The organism is Candidatus Sphingomonas phytovorans (assembly GCA_029202385.1).
In the GTDB taxonomy this organism is placed as follows: Bacteria; Pseudomonadota; Alphaproteobacteria; order Sphingomonadales; family Sphingomonadaceae; genus Sphingomonas; species Sphingomonas phytovorans.
On sequence record CP119314.1, the window covers coordinates 940,886 to 956,319 of the forward strand.

The window sequence follows — 15,434 nt, forward strand, 5'->3', positions numbered from 1 at the left end:
CTCTTCCGCAACGCAGCAATTTGTAAGCCCGCTGTAAGCGAGCCTGCCTAGGGGTGCCAGCCCCACCGTAACAGGCCTTCCGATGCACGCTCCATCATCGCCACACCCGCTGCCCACGATACAGACGTTGCCACGCCGCGAGCAGGTGCGCTGGCTTGCCATCGCCGTGGCTGTCATAGTCGGCATCGTCGTGCTGTGGCTGGCGATCGGAAGCATGACGCGTCGCGATCAGGTCGCCCCTCCTGCCTCGCCGCCGGGCACCTTCCGGCCGACCGCAGAGCAGATGGCTGCGCTGAAGACGATCCGGGTCGGCTATGCGGCATCGGAAGACCGCACCCTGGCGAGCGGGGCGATCACGGTCGATGGCGACCGCAGCACGCCCGTGCTGATGCCTTATGCTGGGCAAGTCGTGCGTGTGCTCGCCGATGCGGGTCAATATGTGCGGCAGGGCCAGCCGCTGCTGCTGGTCAAGACGAGCGACTTCGTCGATGCACGCAGCGGGCTGTTCGCCGCGCGCGCCGCGTTCCAGAACGCGCAGGCGCAACTCGCCACCGCCACACGCAATGCGGAACGCCAGCGCCAGATCTTCGAAACGGCAGGCGGGGCGCAAAAGGACTATTTGCAGGCGCAGACAGATCTGGTCGCGGCGCAGGCCGCCGCGAGGACCACGGCGGCAGCGCTAGGCGCGGCGCGCGACAAGCTTGCGATCCTCGGAAAGTCGCCCGGTGAGATCGGGCAGCTTGAAGGGGCTGGCGAAGTCTCCGGCATCCACGATCGCACCACGCTGCATGCGCCGATCGCCGGGCTGATCGCCTCGCGCGATGTCTCGGCGGGGCAATATGTCTCGCAGGGAGGAGACAAGCCGGTGATGACCATCACCGACCCGTCGCACGTCTGGCTGATCGCGCAGATCGCCGAAGGCGATGCCAATGGGGTGCATCTGGGCGATGCGGTGACGGTGACGACGCCGGCTCTTCCGGGGCGCAGCTTCCACGCCACCATTGATCTCGTCGGGGCGGCGCTCGATCCGCAGACTCATCGGTTGCCGGTGCGCGCGACCATTGCCAATCCCGATGGCGCATTGAAGCCGCAGATGTTCGCCAGCTTCTCGATCCAGCGGCCGCAGCGCGGCAATGCCTTGCGCGTTCCCTCCGCTGCCGTGATCCATGAGGGTGATTCCGCGCGTGTCTGGGTCGTCCGTCCCGACGGCCTGTTGCAGGCACGCGCCATAACCGCGGGCGACGCGCAGGACGGTGCGGTCGTCGTGCTTACGGGCCTCAGGCCCGGCGAGCGCATCGTCACGGCCGGAGCGCTGTTCGTGAACGAGGCGGGTCTTGGCGAATGAACCGCATCGTCGAGTTCTCGCTGCGCCAGCGCCTGCTGATCGTCGGCATCTTCTCCGCGATGTTGCTCGCGGGCGTGGTCGGCTTCTGGAACCTCAACATCGAGGCCTATCCCGATCCCGTCCCGCCGATGGTGGAGATCGTCACGCAGACGCAGGGGCTTTCGGCCGAGGAGATGGAGCGCAACGTCACCATCCCGATCGAAGTCGGCATGGCGGGCATCCCGCACCTGACGGCGATCCGCGCGATCTCGCTGTTCGGCCTGTCCGACATCAAGATACAGTTCAGCTACGACCTGACCAACGAGGCAGCGAAGCAGCAGGTCATCAACCGCCTCTCGCAACTGCCGCCGCTCGCCGGGGGCGCGCAGCCAACGCTGTCGCCGACGAGCCCGGTCGGGGAAATCTATCGCTATAAGCTCAGCGCGCCGGCCGGCTATTCGGTGATGGACCTGAAGACGCTGCAGGACTGGGTGCTGCAACGTCGCTTCAAGCGCATTCCCGGGGTCATCGACGTGACCGGCTGGGGCGGCAAGCTTCGTGCCTATGACGTCGTGATCGACAATGACCGGCTGGCCGCGCACGGCGTCTCGGTCGGGCAGGTGCTCGCCGCGCTCGGCAAGAGCGACGGCAATGTTGGCGGGCAGACGATCAATTTCGGTGCACAGGCCGCGATCGTGCGCGGGGTCGGGCTTATCCAGTCAGTTTCCGGAATCGAGAATGTGCTGGTCGGCACGGCGAACGGGCAGCCGATCCTGTTGAAGGACGTCGCCCATGTTCAGATCGGCAACGCCCCGCGGCTCGGCATCGCCGGCTACAACGACCGCGACGACATCGTGCAGGGCATCGTGCTGATGCAGCGCGGCGCGCAGTCGATGCCGACGATCCAGGCGGTGCAGAAGGAGGTCGCCGATATCAACGCATCTGGCGCGCTTCCGCCCGGCGTCCATCTCGACCGGGTCTACGACCGCTCCGATCTCATTCGCCTGACGATCCATACCGTGCTGGAGAATCTGCTCGCGGGGATATTGCTGATCTTCATCCTTCAATGGGCGTTTCTCGGCAATCTGCGCAGCGCGATCATCGTCGCGGCGACAATCCCGTTCGCGCTCGCCTTTGCGATCCTGATCCTGGTGCTTCAGGGCGAGAGCGCGAACCTGCTGTCAGTCGGGGCACTCGATTTCGGGCTGGTCGTCGACGCAAGCGTCATCATGGTCGAGAATATCTTCCGCCACATGGTCGAACGATCGGCGCATGTCGAAAACGGGCACGGCCACTACACCATGGCCAGCCGTTTCTCGGCGGTGCTTGGCGCCAGCCACGAAGTGAGCCGCGGGATCTTCTTCGCGGCGGCGATCATCATCGCCAGCTTCCTGCCGCTGTTCACGCTGGCCGGGGTCGAAGGGCATATTTTCGGACCGATGGCCAAGACCTATGCCTACGCCATCACGGGTGGGCTGATCGCGACCTTCACCGTCGCGCCGGTGCTGGCGACATTGCTGCTGCCGGACAAATTGTCGGAGGTCGAGACCCGCATCGTCGCTCGGCTGCGGGGCTGGTACGAGCCAGCGGCCGCCTTCGCGCTGGCCAACCGCGTGCTGACCCTTGGTGGTGCGCTGCTGCTCCTCGGCGCGGCGGTCGTCGGGGTGCGGTCGCTCGGCATCGAGTTCCTGCCGCATCTGGAAGAAGGCAACATGTATATCCGCGCGAGCCTGCCGGCCTCGATCAGCCTCGAGGCCGGCCAGCCCGTGGTCAACGGCGTGCGGCGGATGATCGCGCAATATCCAGAGGTGGAGTCAGTGCTCTCGCAGCATGGCCGCCCCGACGACGGCACGGATTCCACCGGTTTCTTCAACGCCGAATTCTTCGTGCCGCTCAAGCCTTTCGGTACCTGGCCCGCCGGTGTGACCAAGGAAACGCTGACGGCCGAACTCTCCAGTAAATTGCAGGCCGGCTATCCCGGCGTCGATTTTTCCTTCTCGCAATATATCGAGGACAATGTCGAGGAAGCGGCGTCGGGTGTGAAGGGCGCGAACTCGATCAAGCTGTTCGGACCCGACCTGCCGACGCTCGAAAAATATGCCGATGCGATCAAGGCCGAGATGGCGAAGGTGCAGGGGATCGAGGATCTCGGCGTGTTCCAGTCGCTCGGCCAGCCGACCGTGCGCATCGACGTCGATCGTGCTCGAGCTTCACGTTACGGGCTGACCCCCGACGACATCAATGCGACGGTGGCTGCGGCGATCGGGGGGCAGTCCAGTGCCGAGCTGTACGAGAAGGGCACCGACCGGCACTTCCCGATCGTCGTGCGCCTGCGCCCCGAGCAACGGGACACAGTCGATGCGATCCGCCGCATCACGGTAGGCGCGCCCGCGCCGAACGGCACCGGTACGATCCAGGTCCCGCTGTCCGAAGTGGCCGACGTTCGGCTGACCTCGGGCGCGTCCTTCATCTACCGCGAGCATCAGGAACGCTACATCCCGATAAAATTCTCGGTGCGCGGGCGCGATCTCGGTGGCGCGGTGGACGAGGCGAGGGCGCGGATCACCCGCAATGTCCATCTGCCCTCGGGCTATCATCTCGAATGGGCCGGCGAACTCGACAATCTCAACAATGCCGTCGCCCGGCTCGAAATCGTCGTCCCGGTCAGCCTGTTGCTGATCCTGCTGCTGCTCTACGCCAATTTCGGTTCGATCCGGGACAGCCTGCTCGCCTTCTCGGCGATCCCCATGGCGATCGTCGGCGGTGTGCTTGCGCTTGCGCTGACCGGGACGGCATTCAGCATTTCATCGGCGATCGGGTTCGTCGCGCTGTTCGGCATCGCGGTGATGGACGGCATCCTGGTCGTCACGACCTACAATCATGCGATCGACGAAGGCGTGACGCGGCGGGACGCGTTGGCGACGACGGTGCGGCACAGCCTGCGCCCGGTGGTGATGACCTGTCTCGTCGCGGCGATCGGCCTGCTTCCCGCTGCCTTGTCGAACGGTATCGGCAGCCAGGTACAGAAGCCGCTCGCGCTGGTCGTGGTCGGCGGGATGACACTGGCGCCGCTTCTCATCCTGCTGGTCCTGCCTGTGCTGATCGACTGCTTCTCCAGGCGCGTGGCGCCGGAATATCGGGGCGCGCATGGCCGAGATGTCGGGCACCTGCCATTGCCCGAAGCCGATCATGGGGAGGTTCGGACATGAAGCCTCTCTTTCTTCCGTTGCTCGCGTTGATGGTCACCGCCTGCGCGGCGGGCCCGCGCGATCTCGATCCCAAGGCGACCTTGCCGCCGCAACAACAGCAGCAACGCTTCGCGCCGCAGGCTGGGCCGGAGCAGGCGACCGTGGATACCGTGGTCGCGGCTGACTGGTGGCGTGCCTTCGGATCGCCGGAGCTCATGGCGCTGGTGGATGAGGCACTGGCGCACGCAACGGATATTGCCGTCGCCGACGCCGCCCTGCGCCAGGCGCGGGAGCAGGCCGGCGCGGCCGCCGGTGCGGCTCTGCCGGAGGTCGATGCGAGCTACCAGGCGCAGCGAACGCGTGTCTCGAACGCGCTTGCGCCTGCGGTCACTGATTCATCGCAATATCTCTACACGCTGCACACCGCGCAGGTGACGGTCAGCTACGGTCTCGACCTGTTCGGCGGGACGCATGCGCATATTCGCTCGGCGCGCGCGGCTGCCGAGGTGCAGCGCCATCGGCTCGAGGCAGCTCGCGCCGCGGTGACGGCAAACCTCGTGCAAGCAGTGATCCAGCGCGCCTCGCTGGCCGACCAGGTCACAGCGGGCGAGACAAGTGTGTCGGTCAATCGCGATATCCTGCGGAACCTGCTTCAGCGCCAGCGCCTCGGCGCGGTCGGCGCGGCCGATATCGCCACGCAGCAGACAGCGCTGGCGACCGCCGAAGCCGCGCTTCCGGCGTTGGTTCGGGCGGAGGCGCACCAGCGCATCGTGATCGGTACTTTGCTCGGCCGCGCGGCGGGCGTCGAGCTGCCGCCTTTGCCGAACCTTGGCGCCCTTGCCCTGCCGCACGACCTGCCGCTGGCGCTTCCGTCCGATCTTGTTGCGCGCCGCCCCGATATCCGGGCAGCGCGCGCGCAACTGGAAGGGGCGGGTGCCGATGTCGGCGTGGCGATTGCGGCCCGGCTGCCGAATATCCAGCTCAGCGCGAGCGCCGGGGGCGCCGCGCAGCATCTGTTCGACCTGTTCCAGGGCGGCAATCCATTCTGGTCGCTGGTCGGCGGTGTCACGCAGCCGATATTCCATGCGGGCGCGCTGCGTCACCAACAGCATGCGGCCGAAGCCGCGCTGGACGGTGCCAAGGCGCAATATCGCGCGGCGGTCCTGCAAGCCTTTGGCGACGTCGCCGACGCGCTCACGGGCCTGCGTACCGACGCGGATGCGCTCGATGCCGCGGCGCGGGCGAGCGACGCATCGGGGCGTGCGCTGGGGTTCATCCGACGCCAGCTAGAGTTGGGGGATGTCGGCACGCTCGCCTTGCTCAACGCCACCGCCGCCGACGCGCAGGCGCGGGGTCAGCTCATTCAGGCCCGTGCAGCACGCCTGACGGACACCGTCGCGATGTTTCAGGCTGCGGGCGGCGGTGTCGTGGAGAATTGAATCATGGCGGGCGTGATCGGGGCGACCAGCGGCAAGTTCATCCTGGTTGGGGCGGCATTGCTGCTGCACGGACGAGTCGATGAAAAGACGGTTCGCGTTTCGGTTGCGCCGGGCATTGCCACCTCGGCCATGACTCCAGATCTGGCGGACCATGTGAAGATGCGGGGTGGCGGCCCCGACGTAGCAATTCATCTCCGTGCCGAGTCATTTCGCGCAAGGGTCGCGGCGGTCGAAACAGAGCCCGGCCCGGATGCGGCATTGCGGATCGGGCAGGACCTGCTCGACGAGAACCCGATCGAGATCGACTTCGCCCATCATGTGCTGCAACCGCTTTCGGCAAGCGAGGCGCGTCGGCTGGAACGTCGTTCCCAGCAGATCGCGATCAGGCACGAACCTGACGGGACGCTGTCGGTGAACATTGCGGCGGATGGTGGCGCGCCGCTGAGCGCGCGCCTCGATCTCTCCAGTGTCGGGGGCATCACCGCTCCCGGTTTCGGGCCCGCGAACGCGGTGAAGGTCGGGGGCGTCGAGGTCCCCAAAACAGAAGTGACGGACGGACCTCGGCCGATGGTTGGACTCTACGCCTTCAGGCACGCCCGGGTGATCTTCGATCTGGGGCACGACCGCATCTGGGTTACCCGCTCGGGATAGCGAGTGGAGCGCCTGAAGCCGGCGGCCGTGCCGCAGGCTGCGGCCGAGCTATGATTTTCACGAGCGGGGCGGAGGTCAGCGGGGCTTGCGGAAGCGCAGGACGAACTGATCGGTCTTTCCGCGAATGGCGGGGTCGAAAACAGCGGCGGTCCGGGGATCGGCGGCGTTGCGCAAGGCCGAGGACTCGCCGTCGAGCACGAACCCGGCCGCCTCGACCTCGCTTTTGACCAATGTCTCGTCGATCCGGTGCACTTTGGCCATGCCTGCATCGTCGAGTCCCGGCGTTCCGGCATGATCGACGATGACATAGAGTCCACCTGGCTTGAGGGCGGCAAATATCACCTTGTTGAGCGCGCCGGTGCCCTGTGCGCCTGCCCAATTATGGACGTCATGATAATTCTGGGAGGTCCAGACCAGGTCGACCTTGCCGGGCACGCCCAGCGTATCGGCATTGGCGACGCCGTCATGGACGTTACTGCGTCCGGGCTCTCCGGAAACCGACGGCGGAAGCGGCTTGCCCTTCAGCCGGTCGATCAGGATCTGGTCCCATACGGCATATACCGCTCCCTTGGGACCGACGGCATCGCTGAACAGCCGGGTGAAATACCCTTTGCCGGGAAGGTAATCGACCACGGTCTGACCGCGCTTGACCTTGGCGAACTGCATCATGGTCGTCGGCTTGCGGTCCACATCGCGCGCCTTGTCGGCGTCGGGGCGTGTGGCGGCCGTGCTGGTGACGGGAGCGGAGCCTTCGCGCTGCGCCAGGGCTGGATATGCGGTGACCGCAACGGCGCCGGCAAGGCAGACGGTCCACAGCATGCGGCTGTGGCCAGAAACAAGGCGGTTCATCAGAATCGATCCTTTCGTGGTGAAGCGGGTAGAGTGGTTCGAGTCCCGGCGATCCAGGCATCGATGCGGGTCTCAAGCACGTCCAGCGGCAGTGCCCCGTCGCCGATGATCCGGTCGTGAAAGCCCCTGATGTCGAACCGGTCGCCAAGCCGGGACCTGGCGCGCTCGCGCAGTTCCAGGATCTCGAGCTCGCCGATTTTGTAGGACAGCGCCTGGGCAGGGATCGAGATGAAGCGATCGACTTCCGCCTGAATCTGGGTTTCATCCTCGCCGGAATGGGCGTGGAAGAAATCCACCATCTGCTGGCGCGTCCAATGCTTGAAGTGAACCCCGGTATCGATCGCGAGCCGGTCGGCGCGAAGCAGTTCGCTGGACAGTCGACCATAGTCGGACAGCGGATCCTTGTAGAATCCGACCTCCTTGCCCACTAGTTCGGCGTAGAGCGCCCAACCTTCGATATAGGCGGTATAGTCAGCCTGTTGCCGAAAGGGCGGCAAGCCGGGCAGCAACTGGGCGATCGAAAATTGCAGGTGATGCCCCGGAACGCCTTCGTGATACGCGGCCGATTCAAGCAACAGCGTTGAGCGAGTCTCGAAATTGGCGGTGTTGACGTAAACCCTGCCGGGCTGCGATCCGTCTGGCGTCCCTTGATGATAGTCGGCGATCGGCGCGGCGGATTCGAGGAAGGTGGGAACCGGCACGACCACCAGATCGGTCCTGGGCAAGGCTCCGAACAATTTGGGGAGTATGGGCTTCATCTGCGCGATGAAGCCGCGATACCGGTTCAACATATCCTCGCGTGAGGAGGCATGAAGGCTGGGATCGGTCTTCAACGCCGCGCGGAAGCTTGTGAGATCCGAAAAACCTTGCCCCTTGGCGATCAGGGCCATTTCCGCCTCGATCCGGCTGACCTCGGCCAGTCCGACCTCGTGCATATGTTCCGGGGATTGTGTGGTGGTCGTTTGCTGCTCGGCCAGATACCGATAGATCGCATCGCCGTTCGGCAGGCTCCACAGACCGGGTTCGGCGCGACCATGGGGCGCGTAATCGTTCGCCAGAAAGCGGTTGAAACGTCGATAGGCGGGCCTGACCACGTCATCGATGGCGGTCACCATCTCGGCGCTGATGCGATCTCGCGCTGCCGACGGTATACCTGCCGGAAAGCGGGTCAGTGGCTGGGCGAAGACGCTGTCCGTGCCGGATGGCACGACCAGGCCGTCGATCCGCGCGACCAGTTTTTTCAACAGGTATGCCGGCGGCATCAGCTTGTCGCGCTGGCCCTGTCGCGCCACCTCGACCGTTTGATCCAGAACTGTGGGGATGCGCTTCAGGCGCGTGATATACTCTTCATAGTCCTTGACCGTGTCGAACGGGAAATCCGCCGCATAAGTGGGGAGCGCCAGGGGCGTCGAACTGCGCCACTGGTAGATCGGCATCTCATAGAGCTTGAGATCGAATCCTTTCAGCGTTGTCCGCAACTGGCGGACCATCAGGAGATGGGAGAGCTTGTCCTCGCTGGAGAAACCGGTGGTATCCACCGCGGCAAATCGCTTGAGGAACGCCGCCGTCGCGCTGCGTTCCGACCGGACATGCGCCAGCGAGGCGTCGGTCCATCGATCATTGTAGCGGCGATCGCCCAATAGCGTAGCGGCTTCGGGATTCGTCTGGAGCTGATGCTCCCACTGCTTGGACAGCAGTTTGTGGAACGCATCGATACGCGCACCGGGTTGTGCGGCCGTCGCCCCACTGAGCGACATGGCCGCAGATCCCAGCGCAGCGACGATGCGCAGGGAGCGTTTCACAAAAGGCCCCCGCCATCGACGTCGATCAGCGCCCCGGTGACGAAGCCGTTGGTCATGACGAACAGATAGGCCTGAGCCAGTTCCCGTGGCGCACCAATCCGCCTGACGGGCAGGGAGCCTGACACGCGCGCGATGGTAGCGGCGCGCGTTTCCGACCCGATTTCACCCCACAGGCCCGTATCGACGACACCTGGACTGATGACGTTGACTCGACGTGGCGCGAGTTCCTTGGCGAGATGACGGCCCGCGGCATCCACGGCTGCGTTGACCGTGCCCTTCACCAACGTCCCGACACCATATTTGCGCGACACCTGCCCCGACGTGAAGGTGATGGAGGCGGTCGGTCCCAGATACGGCAGCGCCGTGCGTACCGCCCTGACAGCACCGAACAACTTGGTCTCGAACGTATGTTGCAGCACCTCGTCGCCAAGCGATTCGAGAGGCGCCGACCCCATCCGGCTACCCACGGTGTAGACCAGATGGTCCATCGCGCCGACCGTCTGCAATGCCGCGGCGAGCGCCACGCGGTCAGTGACATCGACGGCCTTTCCTTCGACGCCGTCGGGGGCGCCGCCCGAGCGGCTGAACGCCACGACGCGAGCGCCCTCGACCTTTGCCAATTCGGCGACTGCGGCACCGATTCCGTCACTGCCGCCAAACACGACGACGGTTTGATTTTTCAGAGTTCCGGTCATCAGGATTATTCCCCTGCGCGTATTGGATCTGCCCGCCGGGCGCTGCCACGATGCTCCCTTGCGAGAGCCGCTGCGCTGTCGGCGACGCTCGCCGAAAAACGGGTGTGGTGATCGGTCCAGGCCAGATTGGTGGCCCCGTTTCTCACCGGACAGCGTCCGGGATGTGCCGCCAGACGGAATAGGCGGTCGTGCCATTGCCGGAAGCGCTGGCTGGAACGGCGTAGGTCAGTACGCCGTCCGTGAACGTATAATCGCGTACCTGAGTCTTCCCTTCCCAATTGGGAAAGGACGCTGCCTCGACCATGAAGACGAGCTGGTGCCTGGTGCGGTCGATCGCCACCGTGCCGAAATGCGTGCTCGAACCGAGCGCGGCCGCGCGATACTCCTCGGCTGTGCCCTTTGTTTTGTCGCCGCTGGCGAAAGCCGGACGGCCGACCCTGAAGATCTGCAGATTATAGTGCCCGGACGAGTCGACCGTCAGCAAACCTTTCGGATGTTCGCCATAATTGGTGGTCCGGCTCCCGTCGGGATGAATCTCGTAAGCCGAGTCCATCACCCATCTGCCCTGAAGCGAAGCCAAGTCCTCGGCTTGAGTGGCGGTCGGCATCGCGAGGGTCGCGGCCAGAACGGCAGCGACGGCATGGGGCAACCTCATCTCATTCCTCCGGTGAACGTGTAACCTGTTAATGAGGTTACTGATTGCTCGGAGATGAGAAACCTGTCAATAGGGTTACATGATGCAGGCCAAAAATCATGGACATCCGGCCGATGAGCGCGATGGCTTCCGGTTTCGTGGCGGACATAGTGCGATCGATTTGCCAGCGACGCTGCAGGCCCGACTGAAGCCAGCACCGCGAGAATTGCTGAAGGCGCCGGAGGATCTGGCGCGCTGGCTGGTGGCGGCTGGCCTGACCCCGACGCTCCCCGAAACCACCGAGGCAGATCTCGCGCTGGCGCACGCCTTGCGGGAGGCAATCTATGCCCTGGCCAACGCCCGGCTTTCGGAAGGGGCGGACCCTTCCGCCGCGCGTGCGATCGTCAATGCAATCGCCGCCAATCCGCCGGCGATTCCCCATTTGTCGCCGGAAGGCACGATCGGAATGATGGGGCCGGCCAGCGCTTTGCTCGCGACGCTGGCGCGCGAGGCGATCTATCTTTTCGGGAGTGAGATGGCCGGCAGCATCCGGCAATGTCAGTCGCCGGCTTGTACCCTGTTCTTTGTCGATACGTCGCGATCGGGCGACCGGCGCTGGTGCTCGATGTCGGGGTGCGGGAACAAGGCCAAGGTCGCCGAATTCCGCAGCCGCAAACGCAAGGCGCGGACTGGCGCGTGAGCGCTGGGCAGGGCCGATGAAGATGCGGGCGTCGCAGCCCCGATAGCGACCTCGATATGGGGGAGATGGGGGTGTCGTTGGTCGAGCCAGTCGTCCGGCGAGACGTTACGACCCGTATTGGGCGCTTCTCCAGGCCAGCAGCACAACCATCTCGGCGACGAGTTGCCCAATACGGCCGCTCGCTTCCCAGGCGTAGAGTGCGACGGCCATCGGTTGCTCTTCACCCAAAGCGCGATGGATGCGGACGTCTCGCCCCTGGGTCGACAGACAGGGCAGAAGCGATATCCCCATGCCGGCCTCGACGGCCACGAGAACGCTCGACAGGCTGTTGCCGGTGAATCCGATGTACCAGCGTCGTTTTTCGCGTTCGATCCGTTCGAACATCTCTTCGCGATAGAGGGCGCCCGGGGGAAACGTCACCAGGGGGATCGGGTCGGGCCAGTCGCGGGTGGCCGAGGCACTTTCGAACCACGCCATCGGCTCCACGAAGAATGCTCGGCAGTCGCTGTTCGCCAAGGGCTCCTTGACGACGATCACGTCGAACTCGCCATTTCGATACCGGCGCGAGAGATCACGGCTGAGCCCAGTCGTCACGTCCAGCCGGATCGCCCGATCCATCTCGGAAAAAGCCGCGAACACGCCGGCCATCGCCGGGGTCAGGATGTCTTCGGCGACGCCAATACCCACCGCATGCGAGCCGGCGGGGTCGGCGAGCAGGTGGGCCGCCTCCGCTTGCAGTGCCAGAATACGCCGTGCATGGCCAAGCAGCCGTTCGCCCGCTGGCGTCGGCATGACGGGCCGAGCGCTCCGGTCGATCAATCGCTGGCCCACCGCTTCCTCGAGCCGCGCCAGTTGCTGGCTGATCGTCGATTGCGTCATGTTCAGCGCGGTCGCGGCACTGGTGAAGCCGCCGTGCTCGGCAATGGCGACGAAGGCCTGAAGAAGACGAGGGTCCAGCATGGCGACATTCACATAGTGGATGATATGCATCAAAACATCTAATTTGCGCATGGGCGCCTGTCCGCGATAGGTCTTGCGCGATCAAAGAAGGGTGGCGCAGGTGAAGATTGCTCGCATCATGTTGTCGGCGGCCATGCTGCTCCAGCCGTTCCAGGCCGTGGCGCGGGAACAGGCCGATGTCCTGATCCGGCATGCCACGGTGATCGACGTCGAACATGCCCGCACCATCCCCGATCAGGCGGTCGCGACCCGCGCCGAGAAGATCGTCGCGGTCGGCGACGACGCGGAGGTAGCGAAGGCGTGGGGGGCAGGGCGTGAGGTCGACGGGAAGGGCCGCTTCCTGATCCCCGGCCTGTGGGACATGCACGTGCATTTCGGTGGCGGTCCGGACCTGGCCGAGGAGAATAAGGCGCTGCTGCCGCTCTACGTCGCCTACGGTATCACCACTATCCGCGATTGCGCGGGCGACATGCCCTATGATGTGCTTGGCTGGCGGCAGGAGATCGCTGACGGCAAGCTGTTTGGTCCGCGACTGCTCACCTCCGGGCCGAAGATCGAGGGGATCAAGCCCGTCTGGAAGGGCACATTGGAAACCGGTTCCGAAGCCGATGTCGACGCCGCGGTGGCGAAGCTGGCCGGGCTTAAGGTCGATTTCGTCAAGATCACCGACAGCACGCTGAAGCCGGAACTGTTCCTCTACGCGGTCGGCAAGGTGCGCGCGGCGGGATTGCGCGCTTCGGGCCATATCCCGATGGCGCTCACGGTAGGGCAGGCGGTCGATGCCGGGATCAACTCGATCGAGCATCTGAGCTACGCCTATAAAGCGGGCGTGAAGGACGAGGCGCGGATCGCGGCCGATTTCGGCGCCGGCCGCATTGATCGCGCGCAGGCACAGGCCGAGCTTGCCGCCGGCTTCGACCCGGCAACCGCGATGGCTTCCTATGCCCGGCTGCGCGACCGCGGCGTGTTCGTGACACCGACGCTCAATATCGAACGAACGCTCGCCTATCTCGACAGCGACGATCATTCGAAGGACGCTTTCCTTGGCCTTATCGGGCCGGGAATCCGCAAGACCTATCAATGGCGCGTCGACCGTAGCGCGAAGGCGACGCCGGCGGAGATCGAGGCGCGGCACCAGCAATATCAGAAGACGGCGGCGGTGATGCCGATGCTGGAGAAGGCGGGTGTGACGATCATGGCCGGCACCGACGCGGGCTTCCTCAATTCGTTCGATTATCCTGGGCTGGCCCTTCATCAGGAACTGGCACTCTACGTGAAGAACGGACTGAGCCCTGCCGGGGCGCTTGCCGCCGCGACACGTGCGGGGCCGAAATGGTTCGGCGTGCTCGATCGTTACGGCTCGGTGGAAAAGGGCAAACAGGCCGATCTGCTGCTGCTCGATCGCAACCCGCTTGAGGACATCAGCGCGACGCAGAGCATCGACACCGTGATCCTGCGCGGCGCGGTGAAGGATCGCACGGCGCTCGACCGGCTGCTGGCGGAGACCAGGGCGAAGGTCGCGCGCTGGGACGCGGAAATGGCCAAGTGACGACGGGCGACGACGACCGGTTCCTGCGCGCTGCGGTTGATCTGGCGCGGGAAAACGTCGCATGTGGCGGCCGGCCGTTCGGCGCGGTGGTAGTGAAGGACGGCGCAATCATCGCGACCGGCGTCAACGAGATCATCGCCACCCACGACCCCACCGCTCATGCGGAATTGGGCGCGATCCGCGCTGCGAGCCGGAAGCTCGGTTCGGCCGACCTTTCGGGGTGCACGGTCTATGCCAGTGGCCATCCATGCCCGATGTGCATGGCGGCGATGCGGATGGCCGGGGTGGCCGGAGTGTCCTTCGCCTATACCAATGAGGAAGCCGAGCCGTTCGGCCTCTCGACCGCCGCGATCTATGCCGATCTCGCACGGCCATTCGACGCTCAGTCGATGATCATTCGCCACCTGCCGATGGACGGTGCGGCAGAGCCTGGGGTCTATGCAGACTGGTGGCGCACCCGGCACTGATCCGATGCGAGGGTTGGAGCAATTGTCCTGCCGACGATATGCCCAGCGTCACGTGCCAGCCGGAATTGATCGGGCGATGCAGCCATCGCCCATCAGCGAGATGATCGGAGATCGCCGTTGTCTGGCCCTGGGGCAGGCGGCTTGTGCGGCGGACACCCCGGTCCGCCGATGGTTGTTGCCCAAGGGTGCAGCCGTCGATCCTAGAAGCGGCCATTCCACTATGACCTTCGAGGCAGACAGGAGTGGGTCGAGGGTAGGCGCTTCACCCTCGACCCGTTGTTTCCCGGGAAATGTTGTTCGGATCAGTTCCGGATGAAGTCGAGAAGGTCCCGATTGATGATATCGGCATGCGTGGTCGGCATGCCATGCGGTAATCCGGGATAGGAGATGAGGCGGCCATCCCTGACAAGCTTCACCGAGCGCGCGCCCGTGATCGTGTAGGGACAGATCTGATCGTCTTCACCGTGCATCACCAGGACAGGGCATTCGATCACGGCGAGATCGTCATAGAACTCGGTCTCCGACAACACCCTGACGCATTCCCATTGGGCGATCGCTGCACCCATCATGCCCTGGCGCCACCAATTGTCCCGGATGCCCTGCGACACCGTCGCGCCCTTGCGGTTGAAGCCGTAAAATGGGATCGTGATGTCCTGATAGAATTGCGACCGGTGGTTGGCGGTGCCGTCGCGAAGGCCGTCCACCACATCTTTGGGCACGCCATCGGGATTGCGTTCGGTCTGCATGAAGGCCGGCGGGATCGCGCTGATCAGCACGGCTTTCGCGACGCGGCCTTTGCCATATTTCGCGACATAGCGAGTGACTTCGCCGCCACCGGTCGAGTGACCGATGTGAACGGCGTTGGTCAGGCCGAGCTTCTCGACCACGGCGAAAGCGTCGGCGGCATAGGTGTCCATATCGTGGCCTTCTGCGGTCTGGCTCGACCGGCCATGGCCGCGGCGATCATGGGCAATGACGCGATACCCCTTGGCGAGGAAGAACATCATCTGGCTGTCCCAATCGTCCGCGCTCAGCGGCCAGCCGTGGTGAAAGAACAGTGGCTGCGCGTCCTTGGGACCCCAGTCCTTGTAGAAGATCTCGGTGCCGTCTGCGGTGGTGACCTTTGCCATCGTCCTAGCCTCTCGTTTGACCGGGAGGACCTGCTTCCATCCCGCA

General features: G+C 64.8%; 13 protein-coding genes. 7 read left to right on the forward strand and 6 right to left on the reverse strand.

Annotated features, from left to right (window positions below; all coding sequences use genetic code 11):
* Window positions 1–82: 82 nt before the first annotated feature.
* From P0Y59_04370 to P0Y59_04385, 4 genes are read left to right on the forward strand one after another with little or no spacing between them, the layout of a single operon-like run.
* Entirely contained in the window at window positions 83–1,345 is a 1,263-nt protein-coding gene (locus P0Y59_04370) for an efflux RND transporter periplasmic adaptor subunit (GenBank protein ID WEK00936.1), read from the forward strand.
* The gene (locus P0Y59_04375) at window positions 1,342–4,533 is read left to right on the forward strand and encodes a CusA/CzcA family heavy metal efflux RND transporter (protein WEK00937.1); all 3,192 of its coding nucleotides are present in this window, start codon (window positions 1,342–1,344) and stop codon (window positions 4,531–4,533) included. Before P0Y59_04370 ends, P0Y59_04375 begins: the two co-directional genes overlap by 4 nt.
* Entirely contained in the window at window positions 4,530–5,951 is a 1,422-nt protein-coding gene (locus P0Y59_04380) for an efflux transporter outer membrane subunit (protein WEK00938.1), read from the forward strand. The genes P0Y59_04375 and P0Y59_04380 overlap by 4 nt, the downstream gene beginning before the upstream one ends.
* A 3-nt stretch (window positions 5,952–5,954) precedes the next feature.
* Window positions 5,955–6,602: a hypothetical protein gene (locus P0Y59_04385; GenBank protein ID WEK00939.1), complete on the forward strand. Its 648-nt coding sequence runs from the start codon at window positions 5,955–5,957 to the stop codon at window positions 6,600–6,602.
* A gap of 75 nt (window positions 6,603–6,677) precedes the next feature.
* On the opposite strand, the gene P0Y59_04390 is transcribed toward P0Y59_04385, so the two are convergent.
* From P0Y59_04390 to P0Y59_04405, 4 genes are all read right to left on the reverse strand, one after another.
* Complete coding sequence (locus P0Y59_04390) at window positions 6,678–7,451, reverse strand: methyltransferase (GenBank protein WEK00940.1); 774 nt, start codon at window positions 7,449–7,451, stop codon at window positions 6,678–6,680.
* Window positions 7,451–9,253 carry a DUF885 family protein gene (locus P0Y59_04395; protein WEK00941.1) on the reverse strand — a complete coding sequence of 601 codons (1,803 nt, stop codon included), beginning with the start codon at window positions 9,251–9,253 and terminating at the stop codon, window positions 7,451–7,453. Before P0Y59_04395 ends, P0Y59_04390 begins: the two co-directional genes overlap by 1 nt.
* On the reverse strand, window positions 9,250–9,948 hold the full coding sequence (locus tag P0Y59_04400) for an SDR family oxidoreductase (GenBank protein WEK00942.1): 699 nt from the start codon (window positions 9,946–9,948) through the stop codon (window positions 9,250–9,252). The genes P0Y59_04395 and P0Y59_04400 overlap by 4 nt, the downstream gene beginning before the upstream one ends.
* Window positions 9,949–10,090: 142 nt before the next feature.
* Window positions 10,091–10,603 carry a lipocalin-like domain-containing protein gene (locus tag P0Y59_04405; protein WEK00943.1) on the reverse strand — a complete coding sequence of 171 codons (513 nt, stop codon included), beginning with the start codon at window positions 10,601–10,603 and terminating at the stop codon, window positions 10,091–10,093.
* An 82-nt stretch (window positions 10,604–10,685) separates the two neighbouring features.
* Here P0Y59_04405 and P0Y59_04410 point away from each other — a divergent pair, with 82 nt between their 5' ends.
* On the forward strand, window positions 10,686–11,282 hold the full coding sequence (locus P0Y59_04410) for an ABATE domain-containing protein (protein WEK02491.1): 597 nt from the start codon (window positions 10,686–10,688) through the stop codon (window positions 11,280–11,282).
* Window positions 11,283–11,387: 105 nt separating this feature from the next.
* Here the strand turns inward: P0Y59_04410 and P0Y59_04415 are convergent, their stop codons facing one another.
* A complete protein-coding gene (locus P0Y59_04415; protein ID WEK00944.1) occupies window positions 11,388–12,293 on the reverse strand; it encodes a LysR family transcriptional regulator in 906 nt (301 codons plus the stop codon).
* A 49-nt stretch (window positions 12,294–12,342) separates the two neighbouring features.
* Between P0Y59_04415 and P0Y59_04420 the strand changes: the two genes are divergently transcribed.
* The gene (locus P0Y59_04420) at window positions 12,343–13,791 is read left to right on the forward strand and encodes an amidohydrolase family protein (protein ID WEK00945.1); all 1,449 of its coding nucleotides are present in this window, start codon (window positions 12,343–12,345) and stop codon (window positions 13,789–13,791) included.
* On the forward strand, window positions 13,788–14,258 hold the full coding sequence (locus P0Y59_04425; protein ID WEK00946.1) for a nucleoside deaminase: 471 nt from the start codon (window positions 13,788–13,790) through the stop codon (window positions 14,256–14,258). The genes P0Y59_04420 and P0Y59_04425 overlap by 4 nt, the downstream gene beginning before the upstream one ends.
* 302 nt (window positions 14,259–14,560) lie before the next feature.
* On the opposite strand, the gene P0Y59_04430 is transcribed toward P0Y59_04425, so the two are convergent.
* Window positions 14,561–15,388: an alpha/beta hydrolase gene (locus P0Y59_04430; GenBank protein WEK00947.1), complete on the reverse strand. Its 828-nt coding sequence runs from the start codon at window positions 15,386–15,388 to the stop codon at window positions 14,561–14,563.
* Between the last annotated feature and the right edge of the window lie 46 nt (window positions 15,389–15,434).

Excerpts from the sequence above, each read along its gene's own strand:
- P0Y59_04385 (WEK00939.1), top strand. The coding sequence starts at position 5,955 with ATGGCGGGCGTGATCGGGGCGACCAGCGGCAAGTTCATCCTGGTTGGG.
- P0Y59_04380 (WEK00938.1), top strand. The coding sequence starts at position 4,530 with ATGAAGCCTCTCTTTCTTCCGTTGCTCGCGTTGATGGTCACCGCCTGC.
- P0Y59_04370 (WEK00936.1), top strand. The coding sequence starts at position 83 with ATGCACGCTCCATCATCGCCACACCCGCTGCCCACGATACAGACGTTG.
- P0Y59_04415 (WEK00944.1), bottom strand. The coding sequence starts at position 12,293 with ATGCGCAAATTAGATGTTTTGATGCATATCATCCACTATGTGAATGTC.
- P0Y59_04430 (WEK00947.1), bottom strand. The coding sequence starts at position 15,388 with ATGGCAAAGGTCACCACCGCAGACGGCACCGAGATCTTCTACAAGGAC.
- P0Y59_04405 (WEK00943.1), bottom strand. The coding sequence starts at position 10,603 with ATGAGGTTGCCCCATGCCGTCGCTGCCGTTCTGGCCGCGACCCTCGCG.
- P0Y59_04400 (WEK00942.1), bottom strand. The coding sequence starts at position 9,948 with ATGACCGGAACTCTGAAAAATCAAACCGTCGTCGTGTTTGGCGGCAGT.
- P0Y59_04375 (WEK00937.1), top strand. The coding sequence starts at position 1,342 with ATGAACCGCATCGTCGAGTTCTCGCTGCGCCAGCGCCTGCTGATCGTC.
- P0Y59_04390 (WEK00940.1), bottom strand. The coding sequence starts at position 7,451 with ATGAACCGCCTTGTTTCTGGCCACAGCCGCATGCTGTGGACCGTCTGC.
- P0Y59_04410 (WEK02491.1), top strand. The coding sequence starts at position 10,686 with ATGCAGGCCAAAAATCATGGACATCCGGCCGATGAGCGCGATGGCTTC.